The organism is Pseudomonas sp. 43(2021), assembly GCF_017490805.1.
GTDB lineage: Bacteria > Pseudomonadota > Gammaproteobacteria > Pseudomonadales > Pseudomonadaceae > Aquipseudomonas.
In genome coordinates, this window is record NZ_JAFGYJ010000016.1 from 105,748 (window position 1) to 131,671 (window position 25,924).

The window sequence follows — 25,924 nt, forward strand, 5'->3', positions numbered from 1 at the left end:
GAAGGGGTGTGCGAGCATGAACAAGAAGACTCGCCCTGCTTACTTGGGGGTAGCACTGGGAGTTGCGCTGATCGGCCTGGGCGTGGCGTATGAAAACCTTTGGTGCGATCCGCGTGAGCTGTTGCAGGAGTCTGCCGACCCGCAGGCCTTGCACCGGCTCAGCCGGGACGGCGTGACCGTGGAGTTCGAGGCCCGGCCGCTGGCGGGGGGCGAGTTGCAGGAAGGCAGTTTCGCCAACATCCGTTTCAAGGTCAGCGACCAGGCCAGTGGCCAGCCGCTGTCGGGTATGGCCCCGGGGGCGTGGATCGACCCGACGCAGTCGGCCCCGGAGGGCGACCGCGACCAGAGCTGCAAGGCCCGTGTCGCGCTGTTCCTCAAAAGCAGCATCGGCGCCCGGCCGTTGCTCGACCTGAACAGCTACTTCCTGTTGATGATGAACAAGGACGCCAGCCTGACGGTAATCGACCCGACCGTATCGGTGGGGGGCGTGACCAGCACCCTGGCCCGCATCGACCTGCCTGGGCGGCCCATGGACTGGGTGGCCACCGGTGACGACAAACAGGTGTTCGTGTCCATCCCCGAGCGCGGCAAGGTCTCGGTGATCGACACCGAAACCTTCACCCGCGTGGCTGACCTGGACGCCGGTGACCAGCCGCTGCGCGTGGCCCTGCAGCCGGACCAGCACCGGTTGTGGGTGGGCAACAACAGCAGTGATCCGGCCAAGGGCGGCGTAACGGTGATCGATGTGCCGGGGCGCAACACCCTGAAAACCTTCAACACCGGCAGCGGGCACCACGAAATCGCCTTCAGCGCCGACTCGCGCTACGCCTATGTCAGTAACCGCGACAGCGGCACCCTGAGCGTCATCGACATCCCGGAAATGCGCCTGGTCAAAACCATCAAGGTTGGCCCGCACCCGCTGTCGGTCAGCTATTCGGCGCTGTCCCAGGCGGTGTACGTGGTCGATGGCGAGGAGGGCAGCGTGCGGGTGTTCGATGCCCGCAACCACCAGCTGCGCCACATGGTCCAGGCGGAGCAGGGCCTGGGGCCGATGCGCTTCAGCAGCGATGGCCGCTACGGCATCGTGCTCAACACCCTGGAGAACCAGGCCCTGGTGATCGACGCCAGTACCGACAAGCTGATCCACCATATCCCGGTAGCGGCCGAACCCTACCAGCTGACCTTCACCAAGGGCTATGCCTACGTGCGCGGCCTGGCTTCGCCGAAGGTGAGCATGATCAACCTGGCCAGCCTGGGCGAAGGGCGCTCACCGATCGTCCAGGGCTTCGAGGCCGGCCCGGCGGCGCCACGCCAGGCCGGTGACCTGCCGCTGGCCCAGGGGCTGTCGGTGTCGCGTGACGACAATTCGGTGTTCGTGGTCAACCCGGTGGACAACACCACCTACTTCTACGCCGAAGGCATGAACGCGCCGATGTCCGGCTACAACAACCGTGGCCACCAGGCCCGCGCCGCCATCGTCGTCGACCGCAGCCTGCGCGAGCTGGCGCCGGGCGTGTACGGCTCGACGGTGAAGATGCCCGCGGCCGGCAAGTTCGACGTGGCGTTTCTGCTCAACCAGCCGCAGATCATCCACTGCTTCAGCACCGACGTGGCCGAAGCGCCGAATGCCGGCAAGCGCAAGGGCGCACACGCCGAGTTCATCGGCCTGGACCGGCCGTTGGCGCAGCACAGCTCGATTACCGCCCGGGTGCGCATTGTCGGCGACGACGGCCTGCCGCGCCTGGGCCTGAGCGACCTGAGCCTGCGCTACTTCCTGGCGCCTTCGTCGATGCCGCGCAACCTGCAGCTGGAGGAGGTGGGCGAGGGCATCTATCAAGCGGCCCTGACCCTGCCCGAAGCCGGCGCCTGGTACCTGCATGTGCAGTCGCCGTCGCTGGGGCGCAGGTTCGCCGAAGAAAACTACACCAGCCTGCGTGTCCTGCCGGCCACAACGTCCAACGCTTCCGAGACTGACGTGAGGAATCTGCGATGAACGCCAAGCATGCTTGCAAACTGTTGGCCCTGAGCCTGGCCTTTGCCAGCAACCTGGCCCTGGCCCATGGCGGCCACGACCACAACGGCCACGCCGAACAGCCGCCGGCGGCGCGCCAGGAAAAGGCCAGCGTGCGTTTTGCCGATGTATCGTTGCTGAACCAGGACGGCATGCCGGTACGCCTGGAAAAAGACCTGGTGGGCGACCACCTGGTGGTCATGGGCTTTATCTACACCAGTTGCACCACGGTGTGCCCGGTGGTGTCCTCGATCATGGGCAAGGTCCAGCAGCAACTGGGTGGCCGGGTAGGGCAAGAGATTCATCTGGTGTCGATCAGCGTCGACCCGCAGCGTGACGACGCCAAGCGCCTGCAAGACTACGCCAAGGCTTTCCAGAAGGGGCCGGGCTGGAGCTGGCTGACCGGCACGCCGTACGCCATCAGCGAAACCCTCAAGGGCCTGGGCAGCTTCAGCGCCGACCTCAGCCAGCACCCGCCGCTGATCCTGGTGGGTGACGGGCGCACCGGGCACTGGACGCGCTACTACGGGTTTACCGACCCGGCTGTGCTGATCGACGAAATCAACCGCCTGGGCGCCCGCCGGGTGCATGCCAAGAGCACGGCCATTGCCGACCATCACGAGGTGCAACCATGAGCCAGGTAAGCTCCCGCCGCGTCGGGATGCGCGGTTTTGACTGGCTGGTGCTGGGAGGCTGCCTGTGGATCCTCGCTTCGGTGGCGTTCGCCCATGAGGGCCATGCCCCGCAGGCGCCCGAACCGCAGCCGGCACCGCAGGCGATGACCAGTGGCGGCGGCACCCGCGATGCCCGGACCTGGTTCACCGACACTGTGGTGAAGGACCAGAACGGCCGCGAGCTGCGCTTCTACAGCGATGTGCTCAAGGACAAGGTGGTGATGCTCAACGTGATCTTCACCCACTGCACCGACGCCTGCCCGCTGATTACCCGCAAGTTGCGCGAAGTCCGTGAGGCCATGGGGCCACAGCTGGCCAGCCAGGTGACCTTCGTGTCGATCAGCAGCGACCCGCTCAACGACACCCCCGAGGTGCTCAAGGCGTTTGCCGAGAAGCAGGGCGTGGATGGGCCCAACTGGTTGTTCCTGACCGGCGACAAGGCCAATGTCGACCTGGTGCTTGGGCGCATTGGCCAGTTCCTGCCCAGCCCCGAGCAGCATTCCACACAGCTGATTGCCGGCGATGTGGCCGGCAAGCGCTGGAGCAAGATCCGCCCGGATGCACCGCCCGCGGCGATTGCCCAGCGCATGCAGTTGCTGGCCCTGCCTTTGGCAGACCGGTGAGTATCATGCGATCCCTGCGGCATTGGCCTCTGTGGCATCTGCCACTCTGGGAACTCCCTTTGTGGATGCGGTCTTTGTGGGAGCGGCCTTGCGTCGCGAAAGGAGCGCCAAGCGCTCCCCGTTTTCTGGGCTGGTGCAACTATCGCTGGGGCTGCTGCGCAGCCCTTTCGCGACGCAAGGCCGCTCCCACAAAGACCGCTCCCACAGGGCTTGCGATCTGGTTGGCGTTGCTCGGCATGGCACCCTTTTTTTCTGCCTTTGCCCTGGACCTGACCGAACATGAACAAGCCGGCAAACGCCTCTACCGCGAGGGCGTCTCCAGCAGTGACGCACAGCTGCAAGCCCGGGTCGGCGCCAGCGACATGACGGTCCCCGCCAGCGTGCTGCCCTGCGCCAGCTGCCACGGCAACGATGGCCGCGGTCGTGCCGAAGGTGGTGTGCGGCCACCCAGCCTAGACTGGCAGCGCCTGGCGCAAGGCCAAGGCGAACGCGAAAGCAACGGCCGCCGCTACCCGGCATACACCGACAGCAGCCTGGCCCGGGCCATTCAGCAAGGCGTCGACCCGGCCGGCAATCGCCTGGACCCGGCCATGCCGCGCTTCGAGCTGACCCTGGCCGACCAGCGCAACCTTACGGCCTACCTCAAGCGCCTGGCCCAGGACCGCGACCCTGGCGTGGAGGAGGGTGTGCTGCGCCTGGGTACCTTGCTGCCGGCGTCTGGCCCGCTGGCCGAGGCCGGGCAGGTGGTGCGTGCGGTGCTGGAAGACGGCCTAGCGCAGCTCAACCAGCAGGGCGGCATCCACGGGCGACGCCTGGAACTGGTAGTGCTCGACCCGGGCTTCGACCCGGCCAGCGCCGAACGGGCGCTGCAGCAGTTGCTGGAGCAGGAGCAGGTGTTCGCCCTGATCGCGCCATTGGCGCCCATGCTCGACCAGCGCCTGACAACCTTGCTGGCGCCACAGAATGTACCGCTGATCGGCAGCACCCCACATAGTGGCGGCAGCGTACAGATCTTTGACCCCTTGCCCGGCTTGCCCGCGCAACTGCTGAGCCTGGCAGGTCACGCCCGTGCGGCGTTGGGCCTGGCAGCGGGCGACCTGCGTGTGGTGTATGCCGGCAATGAGCAAGCGGCGTTGGCCGAGCAAGTGCGCGAACGCCTGCTTCAGCAGGGCTGGGCACTACCCGCCGTCCAGGTCTTTGCTGGCCAGGTAGTGGACGGGCAGGGCATTGTCTTCCTCGGCCGTGCCCAGGCCTTTGCCGAATTGGCCTCGGCGCTGCATGCAGCTGGCCGCCAGCCGTACCTGTTTGCCGCCTCCAGCCAGGTGACCAGCGCCGTGGCGCACTTGCCCGAGGCGTGGTCGCAACGGGTGTTCCTGGCGTATCCCTACGTGCCCGAGGACTGGACCGAGCAGGGCCTGGCCGCGCTGGCCGGCCTGCAACAGCGCCAAGGCCTCGACCCACGCCAGGCGTCGTTGCAGGTCAACACCCTGTGCGCCCTGCGGCTGTTGAGCGAAGCGTTGAAGCAGACTGGCCGTGACACCAGCCGCGAGCAGCTGATTGCCGCGCTGGAAGGTCTGCATGATGTGCCCACCGGCCTGACCCCGGCCTTGGGCTTCGGCCCCGGTCGCCGCCAGGGCATGGCCGGTGCCCATGTGGTGGCGGTGGCCCTGCCCGGGCCGCGCTTCACCGCGGTCACCCCCTACCGGCCAGTGCCGGACAGCCCTTGAGCGGAGGTTGCCATGCGTGTTCTGTTGTTGTGCCTGTTGCAGGTATTGGCCAAGGCAAGCTGGGCCGATGTGGCGGCGGCGCGGGTCAACGGTGTGGAGATCGAAGTGGCGCGCCTGGAGCGCTATTTCAGCGAGTACCTGGACGCCCAGGGCCGCACGGTAGCCAGCATCCGCAACCCGACGCTGTACAAGCGCCTGCGCGACCAGGCCCTGGATGAACTGATCGACAAGGAGCTGTTGTGGCAGGAGGCCCAGCGCCGCGGCATAGCCATCAGCGACGAGCAGGTGTCGGCGCATGTCGGCGAAGTCGAGGCCGCGTCTGGCAGCCCGGCAATTTTTGAACGGCGGCTGGCGGAAGCGGGTTTCGATAGGGCACAGTACAATGACTACACCCGGCACGAGCTGGCCGCGCAGCAGGTGTATGCCCTGCTCAGCGCGGTCGCCGCGCCCAGCCAGGCCGAAGTCGAGGCATTCTATGATGCCAACCGGGAAACCCTGCAAGGAGCGCAGCAACAAAGTGACAAGCCTTCGATCATACGCGAACAGGGGCTGGTCCTGGCCAGGGCCACACTCATCGGGCAGCGGGAGGCGCAGGCGCGCCAGTCCGTGCGCCAACGTTTGCGTGCGTCCGCTACCGTGGAGATTGCCGACTGAGGCCCGTGATGGCGTTTCCCCAATGCTGGGGAATAAAGAAATGGCAGTGTGCCATCATTTTCCCCGCATATGGGGAACCGGGCGGGTGTGCCTGCCCGCCGCCTTACGGGTGTTGATCGGCGCCCTTGGTAAATCAATGACTTACAGTGGTGCAGCATGACTATTCACGCCTGGCACGAAGCCTGCTCAAGCCTGTACAGGGGCGCACTTCGCAAACCGGGTAACCGGGCAGTTCTTGGGAGTCGACCTTGGTGAACAGAGTATTGGTAGTCGATGACGAACAGACTCTTGCGCAGAACCTGCAAGCGTACCTGCAGGCGCAAGGCCTGGAAGTTCATGTTGCCCACGACGGTGCCAGTGGTATCGAACAGGCTGCAAGCCTGGCACCGCAAGTGATCGTGCTGGATTACCGCTTGCCCGACATGGAGGGTTTTCAGGTTCTGGAGACCGTACGCAAGAACAGGCAGTGCCACTTCGTGCTGATTACCGCCCACCCCACCGTCGAAGTGCGTGAGCGGGCCGCCGAACTGGGTGTGAGCCATGTCCTGTTCAAGCCGTTCCCGTTGGTGGAACTGGCCCGTGCAATCTTCGACCTGATGGGCATCGAGCGCCGGCGCAGGGCCACGGACAACCCGGCTGAAGGGTTTGTCGAACGACGCCAGAACAGGAACGAATCGTTCCCCCTGCAGTTGTACGATGGAAGCTGGGTTTTGGCCGACCGCCGCCGTAATGGCGCCAAGCCCCCAGGGCCCGACGACGATCAACTGCTCACAGGGGAATAGCGGCGCCCGCACCCCTGGCCGAGCCAGCCTGCGACGCGCCCCTGAGCGGAGTCGCAGGCCATGCCAGAAGCATTCGATGCAACCCAGGAAGCTCTACCGCCTGCACCGGCCTCTTCGCGGGTAAACCCGCTGCCACAGGTACACTGCAATCTTGAAGGCAGCGGGAATCCTGTGGGAGCGGGTTCACCCGCGAAAGGGCCAGCTCAGGCCACAGAACATTCAGCCTACCCCCGCGACCTTTTGGCCCAGGCCCGCCTGCAAACCAGCGACGAACGCCTGCTCACCCGCCTGGAACAGCTGGCCTGCGACACCCCCGATACCTTCACCCAGCGTCTGGGCCTGACCCTGCATTACCCGGTGCTGGACAGCCAATCGCTGCTGGCCAGCACCCCACGCTTCGACAAGGTCAGCCTGGCGATGTGCCTGAAGCGTGAATTCGTGCTGATCGAGCAGGGCGGTCAACTGCTGGGCGTGTTCGCCGACCCCTTCGACCACGCCCGCCTGGCCTGGGTCGACGATGTGCTGCAAGGCGCACCGCTGTACCTGGCCCATGCCGCAGACCTGGCCACCTTCCTGGCCCGCCACGAAGAAAGCTTCCACGCCGTGGACGCCCTAGACCACGACACCGAAGCCAGCAGCGAAAGCGACCCGCTGCAACGTCTGTCGCTGGCCAGCATCAGCGAGGACCAGAGCCGCGTGGTCAAGCTGGTCAACTCCACCCTGTACGACGCCCTCAAGCTGCACGCCAGCGACATCCACCTGGGCATGACCGGCCAGGGCCTGACCATCAAGTACCGCATCGACGGCGTGCTCAACGGCGCTGGCAAGGCCAGCGGCAGCGCCTTCGCCGACCAGGTGATCTCGCGCATCAAGGTAATGGCCGAGCTGGACATCGGCGAAAAGCGCGTGCCCCAGGACGGCCGTTTCAAGGTTGCCGTGGGCGACCGGCAAATCGACTTCCGGGTATCGATCATGCCCAGCATCTTTGGCGAAGACGCGGTGCTGCGGGTACTCGACAAGCAGGACCTGTCCGACCGGGTCAGCGGCGTGCAGCTGCAGGCCCTGGGCTTTGCCGAGGAAACCCTGCGCGCCCTGCGCCGGCTGGCGGCCGAACCCTACGGCATGATCCTGGTCACCGGCCCCACCGGCAGCGGCAAGACCACCACCCTGTACGCCATGATCAGCGAGATCAACCACGGCGTGGACAAGATCATCACCATCGAGGACCCGGTCGAATACCAGCTGCCCGGCGTCCTGCAGATCCCTGTCAACGAGAAGAAGGGCCTGACTTTCGCCCGCGGCCTGCGCTCGATCCTGCGCCACGACCCGGACAAGATCCTGGTCGGCGAAATCCGCGATCCGGACACCGCGCAGATTGCCGTGCAGTCGGCGCTCACCGGCCACCTGGTGTTCACCACCATCCACGCCAACAACGTGTTCGATGTGATCGGCCGCTTCAGCCAGATGCAGGTCGACCCCTACAGCTTCGTTTCCGCGCTCAATGCGGTGTTGGCCCAGCGCCTGATCCGCCTGGCCTGCCCGCACTGCGCGACTCCGTGCGAAGTGGATGACGAAACCCTGTATGGCGCGGGCCTGACCCGTGAGGGCGTGGCTGGCTGGAGGTTCGTCCGCGCCCAGGGCTGCGGCCAGTGCCGCGGCAGTGGTTACCGCGGCCGCAGCGCCATCGCCGAACTGCTGCACCTGGACGACGACCTGCGGCAGATGATCGTCGAGCGCCGCCCCCTGTCGCAGATCAAGACCCTCGCCTGCCAGCGCGGCCTGCGCTTGCTGCGGGCCTCGGCCCTGGACCTGGTCCGTGATGGCCGTACCACCCTCGAGGAGATCAACCGTGTCACATTCATCTGATCGTGGCTCTTATAGATACAGCGCCGTACTCGGTGCCGAAGGTGTAGGCCTGGGTAGCTGGCACGCCAACCACCACCAGTGGCTGGGCAGCCGTGACTTCACCTGTGATGCCGCCCAGCCGGCCTGGGAAGCCGCCGTCGACGCCCTGGCCACGTTGCTGGCCGAGCATGCCGTGCGCGGTGCCCAGTTGCGGGTGCTGCTGTCGGCCCGCTACAGCCGGTTCTGCCTGGTGCCCTGGAGTGATGCCATCAGCCACCCGCGCGAACTGGATGCCTACGCCCGGGCCTGCTTCGAAAACCTCTACGGTCAGCCGCTGGACGACTGGCGCATCGTGCTCTCGCCCGAGCCGGCCGGTGCCGCACGCATCGCCACGGCGCTGCCCGAAGCCCTGCTGCAGCGGCTGCAGGCGCTGGGCCGGGAAAGCCACCTGAGCCTGCGCTCGGTGCAGCCGTACCTGATGGCTGCCTACAACCGCTGCTCGGCACAGCTGGAGCAGGGCGACTTCCTGTTCGTCCTGGCCGAACCGCGCCGCAGCGTGCTGCTGCTGGCTGCCGGGGGGGCCTGGCAGCAAGTGCTGGCGCAAGGCTGCGCCGATAGCGACCAGGCCCTGCAAGCACTGATCGAGCGTACTTGCGAGCTGTACGGCGAGCACCTGCCACGGGTCTACCTGCATGCCCCGGGCCGGGGCGACGTGCCGCAACTGGCGGCGGTGCAGCTGTGCCAGCCGGCCACCGACGCCGACCCGCTGTGCGCCATGTGGCGGGCGGTGGCCTGACATGCGCCGCCTCGACCTGGAATTCCAGCCCCGGCGCAGCAGCCCGTTGGCCTGGTCGCTGCTTGCAGTGGGGAGCGCCATGGTCGCAGGCCTGGTGCTGCTGCAACAAAGTTTGCAGGCCGAGCAGGTCGAACGGGAGGCCAGCGTGCACAGCCTGGAGCAGCAACTGGGCCGTCGCCCGGCCACCGTCGCACCGCTGAGCAGCACCGCCAGCCGCGAACAGGCCGAGCGCCTGGCGCAGATGCAAAGCGTCTCGCAGCAGCTGCAACGGCCCTGGCAGCAACTGTTCGCCATGCTCGAAGCGCAGCCGCAGGACGACGTGGCGCTGCTCAGCCTGGCCCCCGACGCGCGCAAAGGCCAGCTGCGCATCACCGCCGAGGCGCGCAACCTGGAAGCGATGCTGCAGTACCACCAGCGCCTGGAGGCCAGTGCCGAGCTCAGCGATGTGTCGCTGCTCAACCATGAGGTGCTGGCCGCACAGCCCGAGCACCCGGTGCGTTTCACCCTCACCGCCACCTGGGAGACCGGCCATGCGCGCCCGTGAATCGCTGAACAGCCTGATCCTCCAGGAGCGCCTGCGTCGCGTCGGCCCGGTTGGCCTGGCTGCGGTTGCGGTGGGCCTGCTGGCCGTGGGCGTGCTGTGCGTCGGGGTGTTGCCGCAATGGCAGAACCTGCGCGAACTGCGCGCCAGCGAAGCGGACGCCAGGGTGCAGGTCGAGCGGGTCAGGCGTGGCGAGTTGAAGATTGCCATCAAACCCGAGCAGCAGGCCCTCGACAGCCTGCGCCAGCAACTGCCGGGGCAGCCCCAGGCCAGCGCGCTGATCGAGCGCCTGTACCACCTGGCCAGCGCCGAGCACATCAGCCTCGCGCGTGGCGAATACGCCCTGGGCATCGACCCCAAGACGCAACTGGCGCGCTACCAGATCGTGCTGCCGGTACGCGGCAGCTACCCGCAGATTCGTGGCTTCCTCAAGGGGCTGCTCAAGCAGTTGCCGACCCTGGTACTGGAAGACCTGGAGCTGCAACGCAAACGCATTGGCGACAGCGAGCTCAACGCCCGCCTGCGCATGACCCTTTACCTGTCGAGGTCGTGATGAACACACAACGTGCTGTCATCTGGGTTGGCTTCCTCGGCGTGAGCGCGGCGCTGGCCTGGGCCCCGGGGCACTGGTTTGGCCGGGACGACGGCGTCACGGCCTTCGCGGGTAAACCCGCTCCCACAGAACCGGCGGTATCCACGGTTCCTGTGGGAGCGGGTTTACCCGCGAATAGGCCGGAACAGGCCTCAAGAGATCTCTTCCCAACCCAGCAATGGACCAAACCCCAAGCCCTGGCCACCGTCACCGAACAACCCGTGGTCACCGCGCCTGCCGTAGCCGCAGCCCCGACCGCCCCGGACCTGCCATTCCAGTTCATCGGCCGCATCGGCGACCGCGACGACCTGCAGATCTTCCTGCAGAGCGGCGAAAAACTCTACGTCGTGCGCCAGGGCGACGTGATCGAAGACACCTATCGCCTCGATCGGGTATCGGCCAGCGAGCTGCACCTGGTCTACCTGCCTTTGCATCAGTCGCAGACTTTGTCTGTAGGGAGCGCACCATGAAGTCGTCAAAGCTGTGCAACCCGGCTCCGTTCCTGCTTGTGGCGCTGTGCGTGGCCATTGCCGGCTGCGGCTCCAGTGCGGTACGCGAGGACAGCGACCAACTGATGAAGGAGGGCCAGTACGAAGCCGGCATCGCCCGCCTGGAAGAAGCCCTGCGCGAGGACCCGCGTGACACCGAGCTGAACATCGCCCTGGCCCACAGCCGCCAGGCCGCGGTCGAGGCACTGCTGACCCAGGCCGATGCCGACCGCATTCGCCACGACTTCGCTGGCGCCCGCATGGGCTATGGCCGGGTGCTGACCCTGGAGCCGAACAACCGCCGCGCCCAGGAAGGCATCCGCCAGCTGGAGCTGATCCGCACCCTCGACGAGCGCGTGGCGCTGGGCCAGGCGGCGCTGCGCCAGGGCGACCTGTTCGGTGCCGAGCGCTACATGCGCGAAGTGCTGCGCCTGGACCCGCAGAACCAGAAGGGCGTGGCCCTGCGCAGCGACATCGAGAACGTCCAGGCGCGCACCGCGCAACCCTTCCCGCAGCTGCGCAGCAAGCTGGAACGGCCGGTGACCCTGGAGTTTCGCGATGCCAACCTGAAGACCATTTTCGAGGTGCTGTCCCAGGTCGCCGGCATCAACTTCATCTTCGACAAGGACATGCGCCCGGACATGAAGGCCACCATCTTTGTGCGCGACTTGCGCATCGAGGACGCCGTGGCGCTGCTGCTGGAGCAGAACCAGCTGCGGCAGAAGATCGTCAATGAAAACACCCTGATGATCTACCCCGACTCGCCGCAGAAGACCAAGGACTATCAGGAACTGGTCATGCGCACTTTCTACCTGACCAGCATCGACTCCAACACCGCGCTGAACATGGTCAAGACCATGCTCAAGACCCGCGACGTGTTCGTCGACGAACGCCTCAACACCCTGACCATGCGCGACACCCCCGATGCCGTGCGCATGGCCGAGAAGCTGCTGCAATCGCAGGACCAGTCCAACCCCGAGGTGGTGCTGGAAGTGGAGGTGATGGAAGTGGCCACCTCGCGCATCCTCGACCTTGGCCTGCAATGGCCCAACACCTTCGGCGTGCTGAGCTCCGACGGCCAGCCGGTCAGCGTGCTCGACCAGCTCAAGGGCATCGACTCCAGCCGCATCAGCATCGCGCCGGCGCCGCAGGCCAAGATCAACGCTCAGGACAAGGACATCAACACCCTGGCCAGCCCGGTGATCCGCGTCAGCAACCGCGAGCAGGCGCGCATCCACATCGGCCAGCGGGTACCGATCATCAGTGCCACCTCGGTGCCGTCCACCCAGGGCCCGGTGATTACCGAGAGCGTGACCTACCTGGACGTGGGTCTGAAGCTTGAAGTGCAGCCTACCGTACACCTGAACAACGAAGTGGCGATCAAGGTAGCCCTGGAGGTGAGCAACGCCACCCCGCTGGAAGCCACGCGCCAAGGCACCATCCCGGTCCAGGTCGACACCCGCAACGCCCAGACCACCCTGCGCCTGCACGATGGCGAAACCCAGGTGCTGGCCGGCCTGGTGCGCAACGACCACAACGCCAGCGGCAACAAGATCCCGGGCCTTGGCGACATCCCCGGCCTGGGCCGGTTGTTCGGCAGCAACAAGGACGACATGAGCAAGTCGGAGCTGGTGCTGGCGATCACTCCGCGCATCGTGCGCAACCTGCCGTACCAGAGCCCGTCGGACATGGAGTTCGCCACCGGCACCGAGTCGGCCATGCAGGTGCGGCAAATGGCGCCGCTGCCGCCGGCAGATGTACCTGGCAATGCCCCGACCACCGATACCCCGGTGGCAGACAGCCAGATGGCGGTCGCCCCGGCCAAAGGGAGCCCACGGCCATGATCGCGCAGCGCCGCATGCAGGGGTTCAGCCTGATCGAGGTGGTGCTGACCCTGGCACTGCTCGGGCTGCTCGCCAGCATGGCTGCGCCGCTGACCGAAACCGTGGTGCGCCGCGGCAAGGAACAACAGTTGCGCGAGGCGCTGTACCAGATTCGCGACGCTATCGACGCTTACAAGCGAGCGTTCGATGCCGGTTACATCGAGAAGCGCCTGGACGCCAGTGGCTACCCGCCGAACCTGCAGGTGCTGGTCGACGGTGTGCGTGATGTGCGCAGTGCCAAGGGCGCCAAGTTCTACTTCCTGCGGCGCATCCCGCACGACCCGCTGGTGGCGGCCAAGGGTGAGGACGAAGGCGGTTGGGGGCTGCGCGCTTACGACAGCAGCCCGGACAACCCGCGTGAAGGCGAAGACGTGTTTGACGTGTATTCCAAGGCCCGCGGCAAAGGCCTCAACAACATCCCCTACGGGCAATGGTGACAGCCATGAAACGCCGCCAAGGCTTCACCCTGATCGAACTGCTGGTGGTGCTGGCGATCATCGCCACGCTGATGACCATCGCCATGCCGCGCTATTTCAACAGCCTGGAAAGCTCTCGCGAAGCCACCCTGCGCCAGAGCCTGGCGGTGCTGCGCGAGGCGCTGGACCACTACTACGGCGACACCGGCCACTACCCTGACTCGCTGGAACAGTTGGTGGAGCAGCGTTACCTGCGCAACACCCCGGTCGACCCGATCACCGAGCGCAGCGATGCCTGGCAGCTGGTACCACCGCCCGAAGGCGTGGCCGGTGGCGTAGCCGATATCAAGAGCGGTGCCACAGGGAGGGCGCGGGATGGCAGCCTGTACGCGGAATGGTAAGGCCAACGGTGGCTTCACCTATCTGGGCGTGCTGCTGCTGATTGCGGTCAGCAGTGTGGCCCTGGCCGCCACCGGCACGCTCTGGACCAGTGCTGCCCAGCGCGACCGCGAACGCCAGCTGTTGTGGGTGGGCAGCCAGTACGCCCAGGCCCTGCGCAGCTATTACCGCGCCTCGCCGGGGCTGGCCCAGTATCCGCAGGAGCTGGCCGACCTGCTGCAGGACAACCGCTTCCCGCAGGCCAGGCGGCACATTCGTCGGCTGTACCCCGACCCCATCACCAACAGTGACGAATGGGGCCTGCTGCGCTCGATCGACGGCCGCATTACTGGTGTGCACAGCCGCTCGGACGCCACCCCGTTCAAGCGCAGTGGCTTCAGCGCCGAATGGAGCGGTTTTGAAGGGCTGGAGCACTACAGCGACTGGCAGTTCGTCGCCGAGCAGGCTTTTACCGAAAGTGCCGGTGGTGTGCAGACCCATGCCGGCCCGGGAGACACGCCATGAGCCGCCTGGCCGTGCAGTGCCTGGGCCTGCTGCTGGTGGCCGTGCTGGCCACCTCGGCCAGGGGCGGGAACGAGGACGAGATGCAGGGCTTCATCGTCGACAACACCATCTCGCACATCGGCCACGACTTTTACTACTACTTTGCCGACCGCCTGCGCGCCACCAGCCGCCTGGACTTCAACCTGGTGGTGCGCGAACGCCCGGATGCCCGCTGGGGCAGCCTGGTCACCGTGGAATTCGAGCGCGAGGTGGTGTACCGGCGCTTTCTGCCACCGAACACCACCGAGCTCAAGGACGAGGCCGTTGCAGCAGCCGACCTGGTCAAGCAGCAAATCATTCAGCGCAAGTTGCAACGCCTGCTGCAGGACACCACCGATCTGGAGAGGGACGAGCTATGAAGCACCACATACCCCGTTGCATCGCCGCCTGCCTGTTGGCCAGCGCATGTGCCGCCCAGGCCACCGAGCTGGTGTACACCCCGATCAACCCGGCCTTTGGCGGCAACCCGCTCAATGGCACCTGGCTGCTGAACAACGCCCAGGCGCAGAACGACTACGACGACCCCGACCTCAAGGACCGTGCCTCGGCCTTTACCGGCACCACGGCCCTGGAGCGCTTCAGTAATCAACTGGAGTCGCGGATGTTGTCGCAGTTGCTGGACAACATCAGTAACGGCAACACCGGCAGCATGGCGACCGATGCGTTTCTCATCGACGTCATCGACGATTCCGGGGCCTTGAGTATCAAGGTCACCGATCGCGCCACAGGAGAAATTTCGATCATTGAGGTCAGTGGCCTGAACCCTTGAGGGGGAAAGGCTTTTTGTTGGGGAGAGAACACCATGAAACGTCTGCTGAGCACGCTGCTGATCCTCACCGCCCTGGGTTTGCACGGTTGTGGCCTGCGCGAACCGATGCCCGCCGAACAGGACTCGGAAACCCCGACCCTGACCCCACGGGCGTCGACCTACTACGACCTGATCAACATGCCACGGCCCAAGGGCCGGTTGATGGCGGTGGTGTATGGCTTCCGCGACCAGACCGGGCAGTACAAGCCGACCCCGGCCAGTTCGTTCTCCACCAGCGTCACCCAGGGCGCGGCAAGCATGCTGATGGACGCCCTGAACGCCAGTGGCTGGTTCGTGGTGCTGGAGCGTGAAGGCCTGCAGAACCTGCTGACCGAGCGCAAGATCATCCGTGCTTCGCAGAAAAAGCCCGACGTGCCGGAAAACATCATGGGCGAACTGCCACCGCTGCAGGCCGCCAACCTGATGCTGGAGGGCGGCATCATCGCCTACGACACCAACGTGCGCAGTGGCGGCGAGGGCGCTCGTTACCTGGGCATAGATATCTCCCGCGAGTACCGCGTCGACCAGGTGACCGTGAACCTGCGTGCGGTGGACGTGCGCACCGGGCAGGTACTGGCCAATGTGATGACCAGCAAGACCATCTACTCGGTCGGCCGCAATGCCGGGGTGTTCAAGTTCATCGAGTTCAAGAAGTTGTTGGAGGCCGAGGTGGGGTACACCACCAACGAACCGGCGCAGCTGTGCGTGCTGTCGGCGATCGAGGCGGCAGTGGGGCATTTGCTGGCGCAGGGGATCGAGCGGCGGCTGTGGCAGGTGGCGGGGGATCCAGCGGATGGCAAGGCTACGGTGGACAAGTACCTGAGCCAGAATCAGCAGCCGTGAGGTGTAGCTACTGACTTACCATCTCGGCAACGACCCTACAAATTAGCGAGAGGCTGCGACGATAATTTCAATTGGCTGAGATTTGAGGAATGCAACTATCAAAATTGCCAGTTGGCATTTTTTCAAGAGCGGCTACTGTGGATGTATGGCTGGTAATGGTTAGGTTGCAATGGCTGCATCAGTTTTATAGTTAAGGTCGGCATGCTTGTGTGAGAAAATGTGCCTGCTGTTGGAAGGTGGTGAGCGGTGTCGATGTTCGCTTTTGTTTTCGCATGTTTCGATTTGCAGCTCTCAGCTCTAATGGCGGGCGCGAAGTCTGCGTACTGGTGTTTTGTTGCTTGATAGAGGGCGGTCAACATGATGAAGCATAATAAGCTGTCGCGGTCTTCCGCTTACTCGGTTTATGGGTATAACCCGAGTCGACTGACTCTTCTGGGATTTAATGGCGAGCGAATAGATCGGTCAACCGGATTTTATATGTTGGGTAATGGGTATCGAGCATTCAGCGCATCATTGATGAGGTTCAATTGTCCAGACAGTATGAGTCCTTTTTCTGCTGGTGGAATTAATGCATATGCTTACTGCCTTGGGGATCCTGTAAACTTCCAAGATCCAGCAGGGCATTCCGTAAGAGGGTTTTTTGCAGGTTTGTTTCGAAGCGCTAGAAAAGCATTTGGTTCAGCATCTAATATTTTGCCCGCTAAGCAACCTACAACAGTGCCTGAAGGCTATTCATTGATTGGTTATCATGGTGGGGCGCTTGAAAACAGAAATTCACTGGAAACTGGGCTAAGTTCCAAGTTCTCTGGTAGCGCCAGCGGTCAGGCGCTGATGGGGGAAGGATTTTATTTTGCTTCCAAATTTCAAGTGGCTGCGGAATATGCTGGTCTTGCTGCTGCTAAAGGTCTCACGCCGCATGTTTACGGAGTGTATGCAAAAGAACGGAGTTTCCAGAGCTTTCGCAAAGGTGTTGACGGCAACTATGCGCGTATCGGAAACGCAATGATGATTGATAGCTCGTTGTTTGGGGAAGTTGTCGTTCGAGAAGAAGTAAGAATGCCTATTGTTCGTAGGAGTTCATTTTATATGCAGGAGAAGAAGGATAAAGCAATGGAGCTTTGGAGGCAAGGTAAAGGGCCTGACCCATGGGGAACTACGTGATCACCTCAGCCCAGGCCCAGCAAAAAGTGGCTCAGCACCATCAAGCTGTATTCCCTGCCGCAGGTGTAGCCACTGTTGCTGACCAGAGCCCCTGCATGGGCTACCAGCATGGATTGCGTCAGCCGGTGATGAGTGAGGGGCGGCAACGGAAGTGTTTCTCCACCTGCGAATGTAGCCATCCGCCGTTGTTTGCCGTGCGTTCGGGGGTGGACTAAGAAGATGCGCTGGTGCATCTGTCCATACTGCTCAAAGGGGCATTTGCGACCAATCTCAAGGCACTGGAGCTGGCCAAGGGGACCTGCTGTGATCTGTTGTTGAGCAATGACCATGGGCTGGATTCGGCCAAGGCGGTGGTGGAAGCGTTGCTGGATGGGGTAGAGAGGCAGCAGTTGGCCAAGCGGCAGCCGTGATTGACCTTGAGGGCCTCTTCGCGGGTAAACCCGCCTCCACAGGTACCGCGTCAATTCGCAGCTAGCGCAGTACCTGTGGGAGCGGGCGTGCCCGCGAAACAGGCGACGCGGTGGATGGCACCGGCTTTGCCGGTGTTCGCGGGCATGCCCGCTCCCACAAAGGATCAGCGTCAACTCGAAGCCCGCGCCGTCCCTGTGGGAGCGGGCGCGCCCGCGAAGCAGACGACGCGGTGGATGGCACCGGCTTTGCCGGTATTCGCGGGCATGCCCGCTCTCACAGGTACCGCGTGATCTCAAGTGCGACGCCGTCCCTGTGGGAGCTGGTTTACCCGGGAAGAGGCCAATGCAGGCGATAGAATCCTCCAAGTCCATGCTGGTTTTAATGGGTAGATTTCGACAGAACTCGGATTTCTGCCAGATAACAGCCCATCAAATAGATCACATTGTCATTGTGCCTGGAACCCATGATCTGCCCTCTGTTCTGCCGACGCTGGGTATAGCAGCGTTACAGGACTAGCATGAATGTAACAGCATGAAAACTGGCATTTATGCCAGTGGTGAGTTCAGATGTATTGTGAGAAGCTCGCGCTAATGACAGCTCGTGTGGTACATGCTAATGCCGCGCAAAAATACAAATGGCCTGAATGAATGTCAGCGACAGTTGTGGCGGGCTCTCAGCTATACACCTTATGGGTATCGCTCGGGATGTTCAAAATTGCTCGCGTTTAATGGTGAGCGAGCAGATCCAATAACTGGGCATTACCTGTTGGGTAATGGCTATCGAGGGTTCAATCCTGTCTTGATGCGCTTCAATTCCCCAGACAGTATGAGCCCGTTCGAAACAGGAGGTCTGAATTCGTATGGCTATTGCATTGGTGACCCAATAAATTTTCGAGATCCAGATGGACATTCAAGGTTGCACGGGGGTTTACCGCGTGCGAATGGGGCGGGGAGGTTAGTTAAGGCTGTTGTTAGTGTAAGCAAGGAAGTTTATTTTGACTCGTCAAGGCCAATCTATGGCTCCATGCGATCCCTGACTACTGCTTTACCTGTCGAGGTCCCCAGTAATTGGGACCTGATAGGGTATCATGGAAGCACCAAGGCGCATGGTCCCAGTCTGAAGTCTGGATTAAATGTGCGTTTTCAAGGGTCGAGTTATGCACAGCGTTTCGGTGAGGGTTTCTATCTGGCTCCCGATAAGAAGAGGCCGTTGGAATATGCTCAGGACCTTAAGAAGAAAGGGCATGAGTCTGAGGTGTATGGTGTTTATACTGAAAATTTTAGTCGCCTGAAGTTAGGTCGGGATTACTCCTTTAGGGTGCGCGAGAGTTCCCCTATGGAACGGAAGTATGGCGAAATTGTGATCAGAGAGTTCGCGTATAATTTGATTGCTGTCCGATCTGGTAAAGAAGGCAGGGCGGTAGTGCCTGCTAAGTCGAATGAGGCACCCTTTTAATGATCTGGTAAATGCAGGGGCTTCGCGAAGAGTTCGTGTCAATGTGTCTTGTGCATGTTTAAATTTTTATTGTGACTGTTCTTTGGTAAAAAAGGAGCATGTCAACGATCCGTAATAGCTCAGTCAGGCTAAATGTAGGCAGGCAGCAGACGTCGGTGCAGACCTTCGCCTATACGCTTCTCCTGTGCTTACTTTAATGCGACCCGCAATACAGTCCCGTGATGTTGGTACCTGCCGAGGGGACTTGGTTTGGCGCGATCCCTGTGGGAGCGGGCTAGCCCGCGAAGCAGCCGACGCGGTGGATGGCACCGGCTGCGTTGGTGATCGCCGGCAAGCCACACAAGGATTGCATCCCCCGCCACCTGCCACAACCGCCGTTCGATCCCCTGCGCCAGCAGATGCCCCCAGAATCAGCGGGCGTGAGGTGTAGCTACTGACTTCCGACTTCGGCAACGACCATACAAATTAGAAAGAAGCTGCGCCGATAATTTCAATTGGCTGAAATTTGAATTCTGCAACTATCAAAATTGCCAGTTGAGCTGTTTTTAAAAGCGGCTACTCTAGGTTAATGGTTGGTGGTGGGCGGGTTGTGATGGCTGTATTGGTGTTTGTGATTAAGCTCGGCATGTTTATGTCGGAAAGTTTGCCTGCCGTCAGTAACTAGTAAGTGGGTGTTTGCTTTTGTTGCGTCTCTTTCGCCTCTTTGAAATTTAAGTCTGGAACATTGATGGTCTGTTATTTGGTGGGGAGGTCAATGGTGATGCCTAAGAAGTTTTCACGATTTTCCGCATACTCGGTTTATGGGTATAGTCCGAATCGATTGGGCCTGCTTAATTTTAATGGTGAGAAAATAGATCAAGTGAGTGGGCTTTATATATTGGGCAATGGATATCGAGCATACAACGCATCATTGATGCGGTTCAATAGCTCAGACAGTATGAGCCCATTTTCCGCAGGTGGCATGAATGCATACGCGTACTGTTGCGGGGATCCTGTGAATTTTCAAGATCCAGCAGGGCGTTCTAGAATAGGGAGATTTTTTGCAGGTTTGTTTGGAGACTCTAGTAAAGTGCCTAAAGGCTATTCGTTGATTGGTTATCATGGCGGTGCGCTTGAAGACAAGAATTCATTAGAAGCCGGGCTAAGCTCCAAGTTTTTTTATAGGTCCAGCGGTCGGGCGGTGTTGGGGGAAGGGTTTTATTTTGCTTCCAAATTTCAAGTGGCTGCGGAATATGCTGGTTATGCTGCTGACAGAGGTCTCACGCCGCATGTTTACGGAGTGTATGCAAAAAAGCAAAGTTTCCTGAACTTTCGCAAAGGTAAAGGTATTTCCGGCAACTATGTTAGGTCCGAATATACGATGAGGGTTGGTAGCTCGTTGTTTGGGAAGGTTGTTGTTCGAGCAGAAGTAAGAATGCCTATTGTTCGTAGAGATTCATTTCGTTTACAGGAGGAATCGGATAAAGCAATGGAGATTCGGCAGCAAGGTACAGTGCCTGCTCTTTGAGGGACTAAGTGATCACCTCATTCGGTGTGTGATCACGATGTTCAATTGTCACAAGCTCACTCAAAATATCAAAAGCGCACAAGCGTCCGCTCTGCGATACCGTTGGCTTTTTTTGTGCCCAGCTGTTTCGTTTTATGGCGGCTATGCGTGGGGCACCTCTGTACGCGCCACCACGGCGTCCTCCAGTTTCTCCACGTGCGAGTGCAGCCATCCGCCGTTGTTTGCCGTGCGTTCGGGGGTGGACTACGAGGTGTTTGGCGGTAGAGATTTGGCGCTTGTGAGATCGAGCGCCGCGCGGGCGGCGCTCGATTTCGGCCCTTACCCAAAACCCAAGCCATACACCCCGGCCATCCCCAATCCATCAACCAGATGACGCCCAGCCATTTCTCCCGCACACTGCGGAAAATTCCCAAGCCCGTTCCCCGCCACCTTGGCGGGGCACAGCCGGAGCAGAAAATGGCGCGACAACTAATAACAAACGCCCACGACCCGCTGCACGAATCCCGCCAGGCCCGTCTGAAACTGGCCAGCGAAGGCGAGCTGCCGCTGGGCATGCTGCGCGACGAGATTGACGCTTCCTGGCGCCGCAGCCTGGGCCATGGCCTGGATTGCCTGCAAGGTGAACAGGTCGGCCTGGGCCTGGAGCAGGGCCATGACCTGCGCATGCTGCTGGAGCGCAACCGCCTGCTGGTCGACGCCGTTACCCCCGAACTGGACTACCTGGTTGCGCGCCAGGGCAAGGCCGGCATCGTCATCCTCGGCGATGCCCAGGCCAACGTGCTGGCCATCGAAGGCCAGACCCACGTGCTCAGCCGCGAGGGCCTGCGCGACCTGCACCCGGGCAGTTGCTGGAGCGAGTCATTGCGTGGCACCAACGCCATCGGCACTGCCGTGGTGGAAGGTCGGCCGACGCTGATCAATTGCGGCGAACACTACCTCGACCGCCTCAGCCCGTTCTCCTGCACCTCCGTGCCCCTGCGCGACCCGCGCGGCGAAGTGATCGGTGTGCTCGATATCACCCGCGAAGGGGTGATGGCGCAGCCACAGGACAGCCTGTCGACGCTGATGCTGGCCGCCGGCAACATCGAAAGCCGTCTTTTTGGCCTGTGCCACCCGGAGCAATTGGTGCTGGCCTTCCACAGCCGCCCGCAGTACCTCAACAGCGCCTGGCATGGCCTGCTGGCGCTGAGCCTGGACGGTGAAGTGCTGGCTGCCAACGACAGCGCCTGCCAGCTGTTGCAGGTGCCGCGCCATGAGCTGTTGGGCCGGCGCAGCAGCGACTTGCTGGGTGAGCGTTCACCGGCCTTCATCGCGCGCCTGTGGCAGGGCGGGGTGAGCAGCGTGCAAACGGCCAAGGGCGAGTTCTACTTCCGCGCCCTGCAGCTGCCGCGCCATGGCCGGGTCAACGGCAGCACGCCGGCGAGCAAGCCGGCGCTGGGCAAGCAGTCGCCGGCACTCGACGCCCTGGCCGGTGGTGACCCGCGCCTGGCGCGCAACCTGCGCATGGCCCGCCAGGGGCTGGGCAATGGCCTGCCGGTGCTGCTGCTGGGCGAGACCGGTACCGGCAAGGAGGTCGTCGCCCGAGCCCTGCACCAGGCCAGCCCGCGAGCCGACAAGCCGTTTGTGGCAGTCAACTGCGCGGCCATTCCCGAAGGGCTGATCGAGTCCGAGCTGTTCGGCTACCGTGAAGGTGCGTTCACCGGTTCGCGCCGGGGCGGCATGGTCGGGCGGCTGATGCAGGCGCATGGTGGCACGCTGTTCCTCGATGAGATCGGCGACATGCCGCTAGCGCTGCAGGCGCGCCTGTTGCGGGTACTGCAGGAGCGCCGTGTAGCGCCGCTGGGCGCCGGCGACGAGCAGGACATCGACGTGGCCTTGATCTGTGCCACGCACCGCGACCTCAAGCGCCTGGTGCAGGAACAGCACTTTCGCGAAGACCTGTACTACCGGGTCAACGGTGTGTCGCTGCGCTTGCCGGCGCTGCGCGAGCGCGATGACCTGGCGGCGATCATCCAGGGGCTGCTGGACAAGTCCGATGCCCGGGGCGTGACCCTGGACCCGGCCCTGACCGCGCTGCTCGAAGGCTTTGACTGGCCGGGCAACATCCGCCAGCTGGAAATGGTCGTGCGCACGGCGCTGGCCATGCGCGAGGACGGTGAGCAGGTGTTGACCCTCGACCACCTCACCGACTGCCTGTTGGACGAACTGGCCAGCGGCACGGCACCCTCCGGTAGCCTCAAGGACAACGAACTGGAGCTGATCCGTGGCGCCTTGGCGCGCCATCAGGGCAACGTGTCCGCGGCGGCCGAGGCGCTGGGTATCAGCCGGGCGACGCTGTACCGCAAGCTCAAGCAGTTGCGCGGCTGACATGGGCGGCCTGTTCGCCCGGCTGGTGGAATCCAGCGACCCTGTACTGATGCGCCAGGCGTTGGCCTGGCTGTATGGCTTCGTACGCCCCCATCGGCGCGCCATCGGCCTGTTGCTCGGTTTGTCGCTGGGCGCCTCGTTGCTGGCGCTGGCGCAACCCTGGCTGGTAAAGACGCTGATCGACGAGGGGCTGCTGGCCAAGGACTACCAGACCCTCTGGCACATGGCGGCAATCATGATCGCTGCGGGCCTGCTGGGTACCGTGCTGGCCGGGGTCAACCGCTACCTGCATACGCGCTTGTCGGGGCGCATCCTGTTTGCCCTGCGCGATGACCTGTACCGCCACCTGCAGCAGTTGTCGCCGACGTTCTACGGGCGGCGGCGCATCGGTGACATCCTTTCGCGGCTGGATGGCGATGTGGCGGAAATCCAGCGCTTTGCCGTGGATTCGCTGTTTTCGGCGGTGTCGGCGGTGATCGGCCTGGTGGGCGCGGTGGTGTTGATGCTGATGCTGTCGTGGCAACTGTCACTGCTGCTGGCGCTACTGGTGCCGATCGAAGTGCTGTGGTTGCGCTGGATGCGGCGCAAGGTGGAGCGCGAAGTACGCAGTCTGCGCGAACGCTCGGCGGATGTGTCGTCGTTCCTGGTCGAAACCCTGCCAGCGATGAAGTTCATCCAGGCCGCCGGCCAGCAAGGCCGTGAGGCGGGGCGCCTGGACCAGCTGGGCCAGGGCTACATGCGCCAGTTGCTCAAGGTGCAGGTGACCGAATTCTTCACCCAGGCCATTCCCGGCACGCTGACCTCATGGTGCCGCGCCTGCGCGTTTCTGGTCGGCGGCTGGTGGGTGATCCAGGGTACCTGGCAACTGGGGGCGCTGATCGCTTTTTCCACCTACATGGGCATGGCGGTAGGGCCAGTGCAGAGCCTGCTGGGCCTGTACGTGGCGGTGCAGCGCATGGCGGTAAGCCTGGGGCGGGTGATGGAACTGAAGCAGGAGGCCGTGGCTGTGCGCCCTGCAGCCAACCCGCAGCCCATGCCCGATGGCCCGGGCGAATTGCGTCTGGAAGGGGTGAGCTTTGCCCATGAAGGGCGCCAGGGCGCGGTGCTGAACAACGTGCAGGTGTGCGTGCCGGGTGGCCTCAAGGTAGCCATCAGCGGTGCCTCGGGGGTAGGCAAGTCGACCCTGATCGACCTGTTGCAGCGCTTCTACGACCCGGACGCCGGGCGCATCCTGCTGGATGGCACCGACCTGCGCGAGCTGGACCTGGCCGCGTTGCGTCGGCGCATCGCGGTGGTCAGCCAGGATATCGTGCTGTTCCGTGGCACCCTGGCGCAGAACCTGACCTACGGCGTGCCCGAGGCCAGCCGTGCGGAACTGCAGCGGGTGGTGCGCCTGGCGCGGCTGGACAGCCTGGTCGACAGCCTGCCGCTGGGCCTGGACGGCCTGCTGGGCGAGCGCGGCCAGCAGCTGTCCGGCGGGCAGAAACAACGCATTGCCATCGCCCGCGCAGTGCTGCAGGCGCCGGCGATCCTGGTGCTGGACGAGGCCACCTCGGCGGTGGACGAAGCCACCGAGCGCGAAGTGATTGCGGCCATCGACCAGCTATTCGCCGGCCGCACGCGCATCCGGATCAGCCACCGTGCTTCGACTCTGGCCGATGCCGACCTGCACCTGCAGCTGCACGATGGCCAGTTGCAGGTGCTGCCCAGGGAGGTGATCAAGCATGGGCACTGACTTGCGCGTTGGTGTCATCGACAGTGGCTGCTCGCCGGAGCAGGCCAGCGCCTTGCTGGGCGCGCGTCGCTTCTGGCTGGAGGACGGCCAGCTGCGCGAAGGTGAAATGCTGCCCGACCAGCTTGGGCACGGTAGCGCGGTGCTCGCCGGCTTGCAGCGGGAGGCCGGGCCGGTGCCCGTGCTGCTGGCCCAGGTGTTCAGCGCCCAGGCCAGCACCAGCGCCTTGCAGGTGGCGGCCGCGCTGCTGTGGCTGGTGGAGGCGGGGGCTACGCTGGTCAACCTCAGCCTTGGCCTGCAGCAGGACCGGCCTGTGTTGCACCAGGCCTGCGCCGAGGCTTTGGCCGCGGGTGTGCTGTTGTGCGCGTCCAGCCCGGCCCAGGGCGGGCCAGTGTATCCGGCCAACTACCCCGGGGTGATCCGGGTCACCGGCGATGCCCGGTGCGCGCCGGGCCAATGGTCTTGGCTGGGTAGCCGACAGGCAGACTTTGGCGGTTATGTGGGGACGGGCGACAGGGCGGGCGCGAGCCTGGGGTGCGCGGCCTTGAGCGGCAGGATTGCGGCGTTGTTGCGTGAGGCGCCAGGCATGGACTGCCAGCAGGTGCATGACTGGTTGCGCCACCACGCGGCGTTTGCCGGCCCCGAGCGACGAGGTGCCGGCCATGGCTGAACCGCGCATTGTGGTGCTGGGGGCAGGCCCTGCGGGGGCGGCCACGGCCATTGGCCTGCGGCGGCTGGGTTACGCGGTCACGGTGGTGTCCGAGTGGCGCCGGTTCGCGGCGGTCGAGGGGGTATCGCAACGGGTGCTTGAAGGCTTGCGTCATGCGGGGCTTGGAGGTGCCTTGAGCCAGGCGGCCATACCGGCCACTCGGCAGGTGCACTGGAACGGCCAGCAACTGCAACTGAACCAGGAGTTTCTGCTCGACCGGCAACGTTTTGATCGGGCGCTGCGCGACGACCTTCAGCGGGCGGGTGTGAGCGTGATCGAAGGGCGGGTACGCGAGGTCGCGCACGAGGGCGGTCATCTTGTTCGCCTGGACGATGGGCAGGTACTGCAGGCCGATTTCCTGGTCGAAGCCCGAGGCCGCCAGGCCCCGCTTGCCGCAGATCGCCTGCGCGGGCCGGAGACGGTCAGCTTGCTGAATGTCTGGCAGGCCAACCCTGGTGCGCCAGCGTCGGCGGTGGAGAGCCTGGAGGATGGTTGGGCGTGGATGGCGCGCCTGGAAGACGGCCGCTGCTACTGGCAAGTCACCCTGGACGCCGCCGGGCTGCCGGGCAAGGCCGGGTTGGCGGACTTCTGTGCGGCACGGCGTGCTCGCAGTGCACTGGTGGCCGAGCTGTTCGATGCCCAGGCGTTGGTACCGGCACAGGTGCATGCGCGCAGCAGCACCGCGATTCTGGCCGGTGAGTGCGTCGGGCAGGACTGGATACGCGTGGGCGATGCCGCGATGGCCGTTGACCCGCTGTCGGGCAACGGGATCTTCCAGTCGCTGTCTTCGGCGTTGCAGGCGCCGGTGGTGATCAATACCTTGCTGCGCAGGCCCGAGCGGGCAGGGGTGGCGCGGCAGTTTCACCAGCAGCGGATCGAGCAGCTGTTTTTGCGCTTTGCCCGGATCGGGCGCGATTTCTATGGACAGGAGCAGGGGCGGGTGGGGCAGCCGTTCTG

At 63.5% G+C, this 25,924-nt stretch carries 24 protein-coding genes and 2 pseudogenes; all 26 read left to right on the plus strand.

The window, feature by feature from the left end; all coding sequences use genetic code 11:
• Positions 1-16 precede the first annotated feature (16 nt).
• Complete coding sequence (locus tag J5M71_RS15550; protein ID WP_207833344.1) at positions 17-1,993, plus strand: YncE family protein; 1,977 nt, start codon at positions 17-19, stop codon at positions 1,991-1,993.
• A complete protein-coding gene (locus J5M71_RS15555; protein WP_207833346.1) occupies positions 1,990-2,646 on the plus strand; it encodes an SCO family protein in 657 nt (218 codons plus the stop codon). The genes J5M71_RS15550 and J5M71_RS15555 overlap by 4 nt, the downstream gene beginning before the upstream one ends.
• Positions 2,643-3,308: an SCO family protein gene (locus J5M71_RS15560; RefSeq protein ID WP_207833348.1), complete on the plus strand. Its 666-nt coding sequence runs from the start codon at positions 2,643-2,645 to the stop codon at positions 3,306-3,308. The genes J5M71_RS15555 and J5M71_RS15560 overlap by 4 nt, the downstream gene beginning before the upstream one ends.
• Before the next feature lie 236 nt (positions 3,309-3,544).
• A complete protein-coding gene (locus tag J5M71_RS15565) occupies positions 3,545-5,035 on the plus strand; it encodes an ABC transporter substrate-binding protein (RefSeq protein ID WP_207833350.1) in 1,491 nt (496 codons plus the stop codon).
• A 12-nt stretch (positions 5,036-5,047) separates the two neighbouring features.
• Positions 5,048-5,689 carry a SurA N-terminal domain-containing protein gene (locus tag J5M71_RS15570; protein ID WP_207833351.1) on the plus strand — a complete coding sequence of 214 codons (642 nt, stop codon included), beginning with the start codon at positions 5,048-5,050 and terminating at the stop codon, positions 5,687-5,689.
• 248 nt (positions 5,690-5,937) lie between these two features.
• On the plus strand, positions 5,938-6,471 hold the full coding sequence (locus J5M71_RS15575) for a response regulator (protein ID WP_063914269.1): 534 nt from the start codon (positions 5,938-5,940) through the stop codon (positions 6,469-6,471).
• Between the two features lie 60 nt (positions 6,472-6,531).
• Positions 6,532-8,337 carry a GspE/PulE family protein gene (locus tag J5M71_RS15580; RefSeq protein ID WP_233694490.1) on the plus strand — a complete coding sequence of 602 codons (1,806 nt, stop codon included), beginning with the start codon at positions 6,532-6,534 and terminating at the stop codon, positions 8,335-8,337.
• Complete coding sequence (locus J5M71_RS15585) at positions 8,321-9,112, plus strand: hypothetical protein (protein WP_207833353.1); 792 nt, start codon at positions 8,321-8,323, stop codon at positions 9,110-9,112. The genes J5M71_RS15580 and J5M71_RS15585 overlap by 17 nt, the downstream gene beginning before the upstream one ends.
• A 1-nt stretch (position 9,113) precedes the next feature.
• The gene (locus J5M71_RS15590) at positions 9,114-9,656 is read left to right on the plus strand and encodes a PilN domain-containing protein (RefSeq protein ID WP_207833354.1); all 543 of its coding nucleotides are present in this window, start codon (positions 9,114-9,116) and stop codon (positions 9,654-9,656) included.
• A complete protein-coding gene (gene pilO, locus J5M71_RS15595) occupies positions 9,643-10,206 on the plus strand; it encodes a type 4a pilus biogenesis protein PilO (RefSeq protein ID WP_207833356.1) in 564 nt (187 codons plus the stop codon). The genes J5M71_RS15590 and pilO overlap by 14 nt, the downstream gene beginning before the upstream one ends.
• Positions 10,206-10,715 carry a hypothetical protein gene (locus tag J5M71_RS15600; RefSeq protein ID WP_063914369.1) on the plus strand — a complete coding sequence of 170 codons (510 nt, stop codon included), beginning with the start codon at positions 10,206-10,208 and terminating at the stop codon, positions 10,713-10,715. Before pilO ends, J5M71_RS15600 begins: the two co-directional genes overlap by 1 nt.
• Positions 10,712-12,577, plus strand: a complete 1,866-nt coding sequence (locus tag J5M71_RS15605; protein WP_207833358.1) for a secretin N-terminal domain-containing protein — start codon at positions 10,712-10,714, stop codon at positions 12,575-12,577. Before J5M71_RS15600 ends, J5M71_RS15605 begins: the two co-directional genes overlap by 4 nt.
• Positions 12,574-13,053 carry a type II secretion system protein gene (locus J5M71_RS15610; protein ID WP_015270589.1) on the plus strand — a complete coding sequence of 160 codons (480 nt, stop codon included), beginning with the start codon at positions 12,574-12,576 and terminating at the stop codon, positions 13,051-13,053. The genes J5M71_RS15605 and J5M71_RS15610 overlap by 4 nt, the downstream gene beginning before the upstream one ends.
• Before the next feature lie 5 nt (positions 13,054-13,058).
• A complete protein-coding gene (locus tag J5M71_RS15615; RefSeq protein ID WP_063914263.1) occupies positions 13,059-13,433 on the plus strand; it encodes a type II secretion system protein in 375 nt (124 codons plus the stop codon).
• Positions 13,408-13,935: a type II secretion system protein gene (locus J5M71_RS15620; protein WP_063914262.1), complete on the plus strand. Its 528-nt coding sequence runs from the start codon at positions 13,408-13,410 to the stop codon at positions 13,933-13,935. Before J5M71_RS15615 ends, J5M71_RS15620 begins: the two co-directional genes overlap by 26 nt.
• Positions 13,932-14,333, plus strand: a complete 402-nt coding sequence (gene csgE / locus J5M71_RS15625; protein WP_207833361.1) for a curli production assembly/transport protein CsgE — start codon at positions 13,932-13,934, stop codon at positions 14,331-14,333. Before J5M71_RS15620 ends, csgE begins: the two co-directional genes overlap by 4 nt.
• Positions 14,330-14,743 (plus strand): curli assembly protein CsgF, encoded by a 414-nt coding sequence (locus J5M71_RS15630; RefSeq protein ID WP_087501724.1) that lies wholly within the window; start codon positions 14,330-14,332, stop codon positions 14,741-14,743. Before csgE ends, J5M71_RS15630 begins: the two co-directional genes overlap by 4 nt.
• 33 nt (positions 14,744-14,776) lie before the next feature.
• The gene (locus J5M71_RS15635; RefSeq protein ID WP_207833363.1) at positions 14,777-15,625 is read left to right on the plus strand and encodes a CsgG/HfaB family protein; all 849 of its coding nucleotides are present in this window, start codon (positions 14,777-14,779) and stop codon (positions 15,623-15,625) included.
• 357 nt (positions 15,626-15,982) lie between these two features.
• Positions 15,983-16,786 (plus strand): RHS repeat-associated core domain-containing protein, encoded by an 804-nt coding sequence (locus J5M71_RS29655; RefSeq protein WP_207833365.1) that lies wholly within the window; start codon positions 15,983-15,985, stop codon positions 16,784-16,786.
• Between the two features lie 224 nt (positions 16,787-17,010).
• Entirely contained in the window at positions 17,011-17,196 is a 186-nt protein-coding gene (locus tag J5M71_RS15645) for a hypothetical protein (RefSeq protein WP_325176034.1), read from the plus strand.
• Positions 17,197-17,863: 667 nt separating this feature from the next.
• Positions 17,864-18,130: pseudogene (locus J5M71_RS29280) on the plus strand (RHS repeat-associated core domain-containing protein); the annotation flags it as partial.
• 1,309 nt (positions 18,131-19,439) lie between these two features.
• Positions 19,440-19,670 (plus strand): annotated as a pseudogene (locus tag J5M71_RS29285) (RHS repeat-associated core domain-containing protein); the annotation flags it as partial.
• Positions 19,671-20,615: 945 nt separating this feature from the next.
• Positions 20,616-22,526 carry a sigma-54-dependent Fis family transcriptional regulator gene (locus J5M71_RS15660; RefSeq protein WP_207833371.1) on the plus strand — a complete coding sequence of 637 codons (1,911 nt, stop codon included), beginning with the start codon at positions 20,616-20,618 and terminating at the stop codon, positions 22,524-22,526.
• Position 22,527: 1 nt separating this feature from the next.
• The gene (locus J5M71_RS15665; RefSeq protein ID WP_207833373.1) at positions 22,528-24,261 is read left to right on the plus strand and encodes an ABC transporter ATP-binding protein; all 1,734 of its coding nucleotides are present in this window, start codon (positions 22,528-22,530) and stop codon (positions 24,259-24,261) included.
• Complete coding sequence (locus tag J5M71_RS15670) at positions 24,251-24,928, plus strand: peptidase S8 and S53 subtilisin kexin sedolisin (protein ID WP_207833375.1); 678 nt, start codon at positions 24,251-24,253, stop codon at positions 24,926-24,928. The genes J5M71_RS15665 and J5M71_RS15670 overlap by 11 nt, the downstream gene beginning before the upstream one ends.
• On the plus strand, positions 24,921-25,924 hold a 1,004-nt coding region (locus J5M71_RS15675), incomplete at its 3' end, for a tryptophan 7-halogenase (protein ID WP_207833377.1). The genes J5M71_RS15670 and J5M71_RS15675, both read left to right, overlap by 8 nt.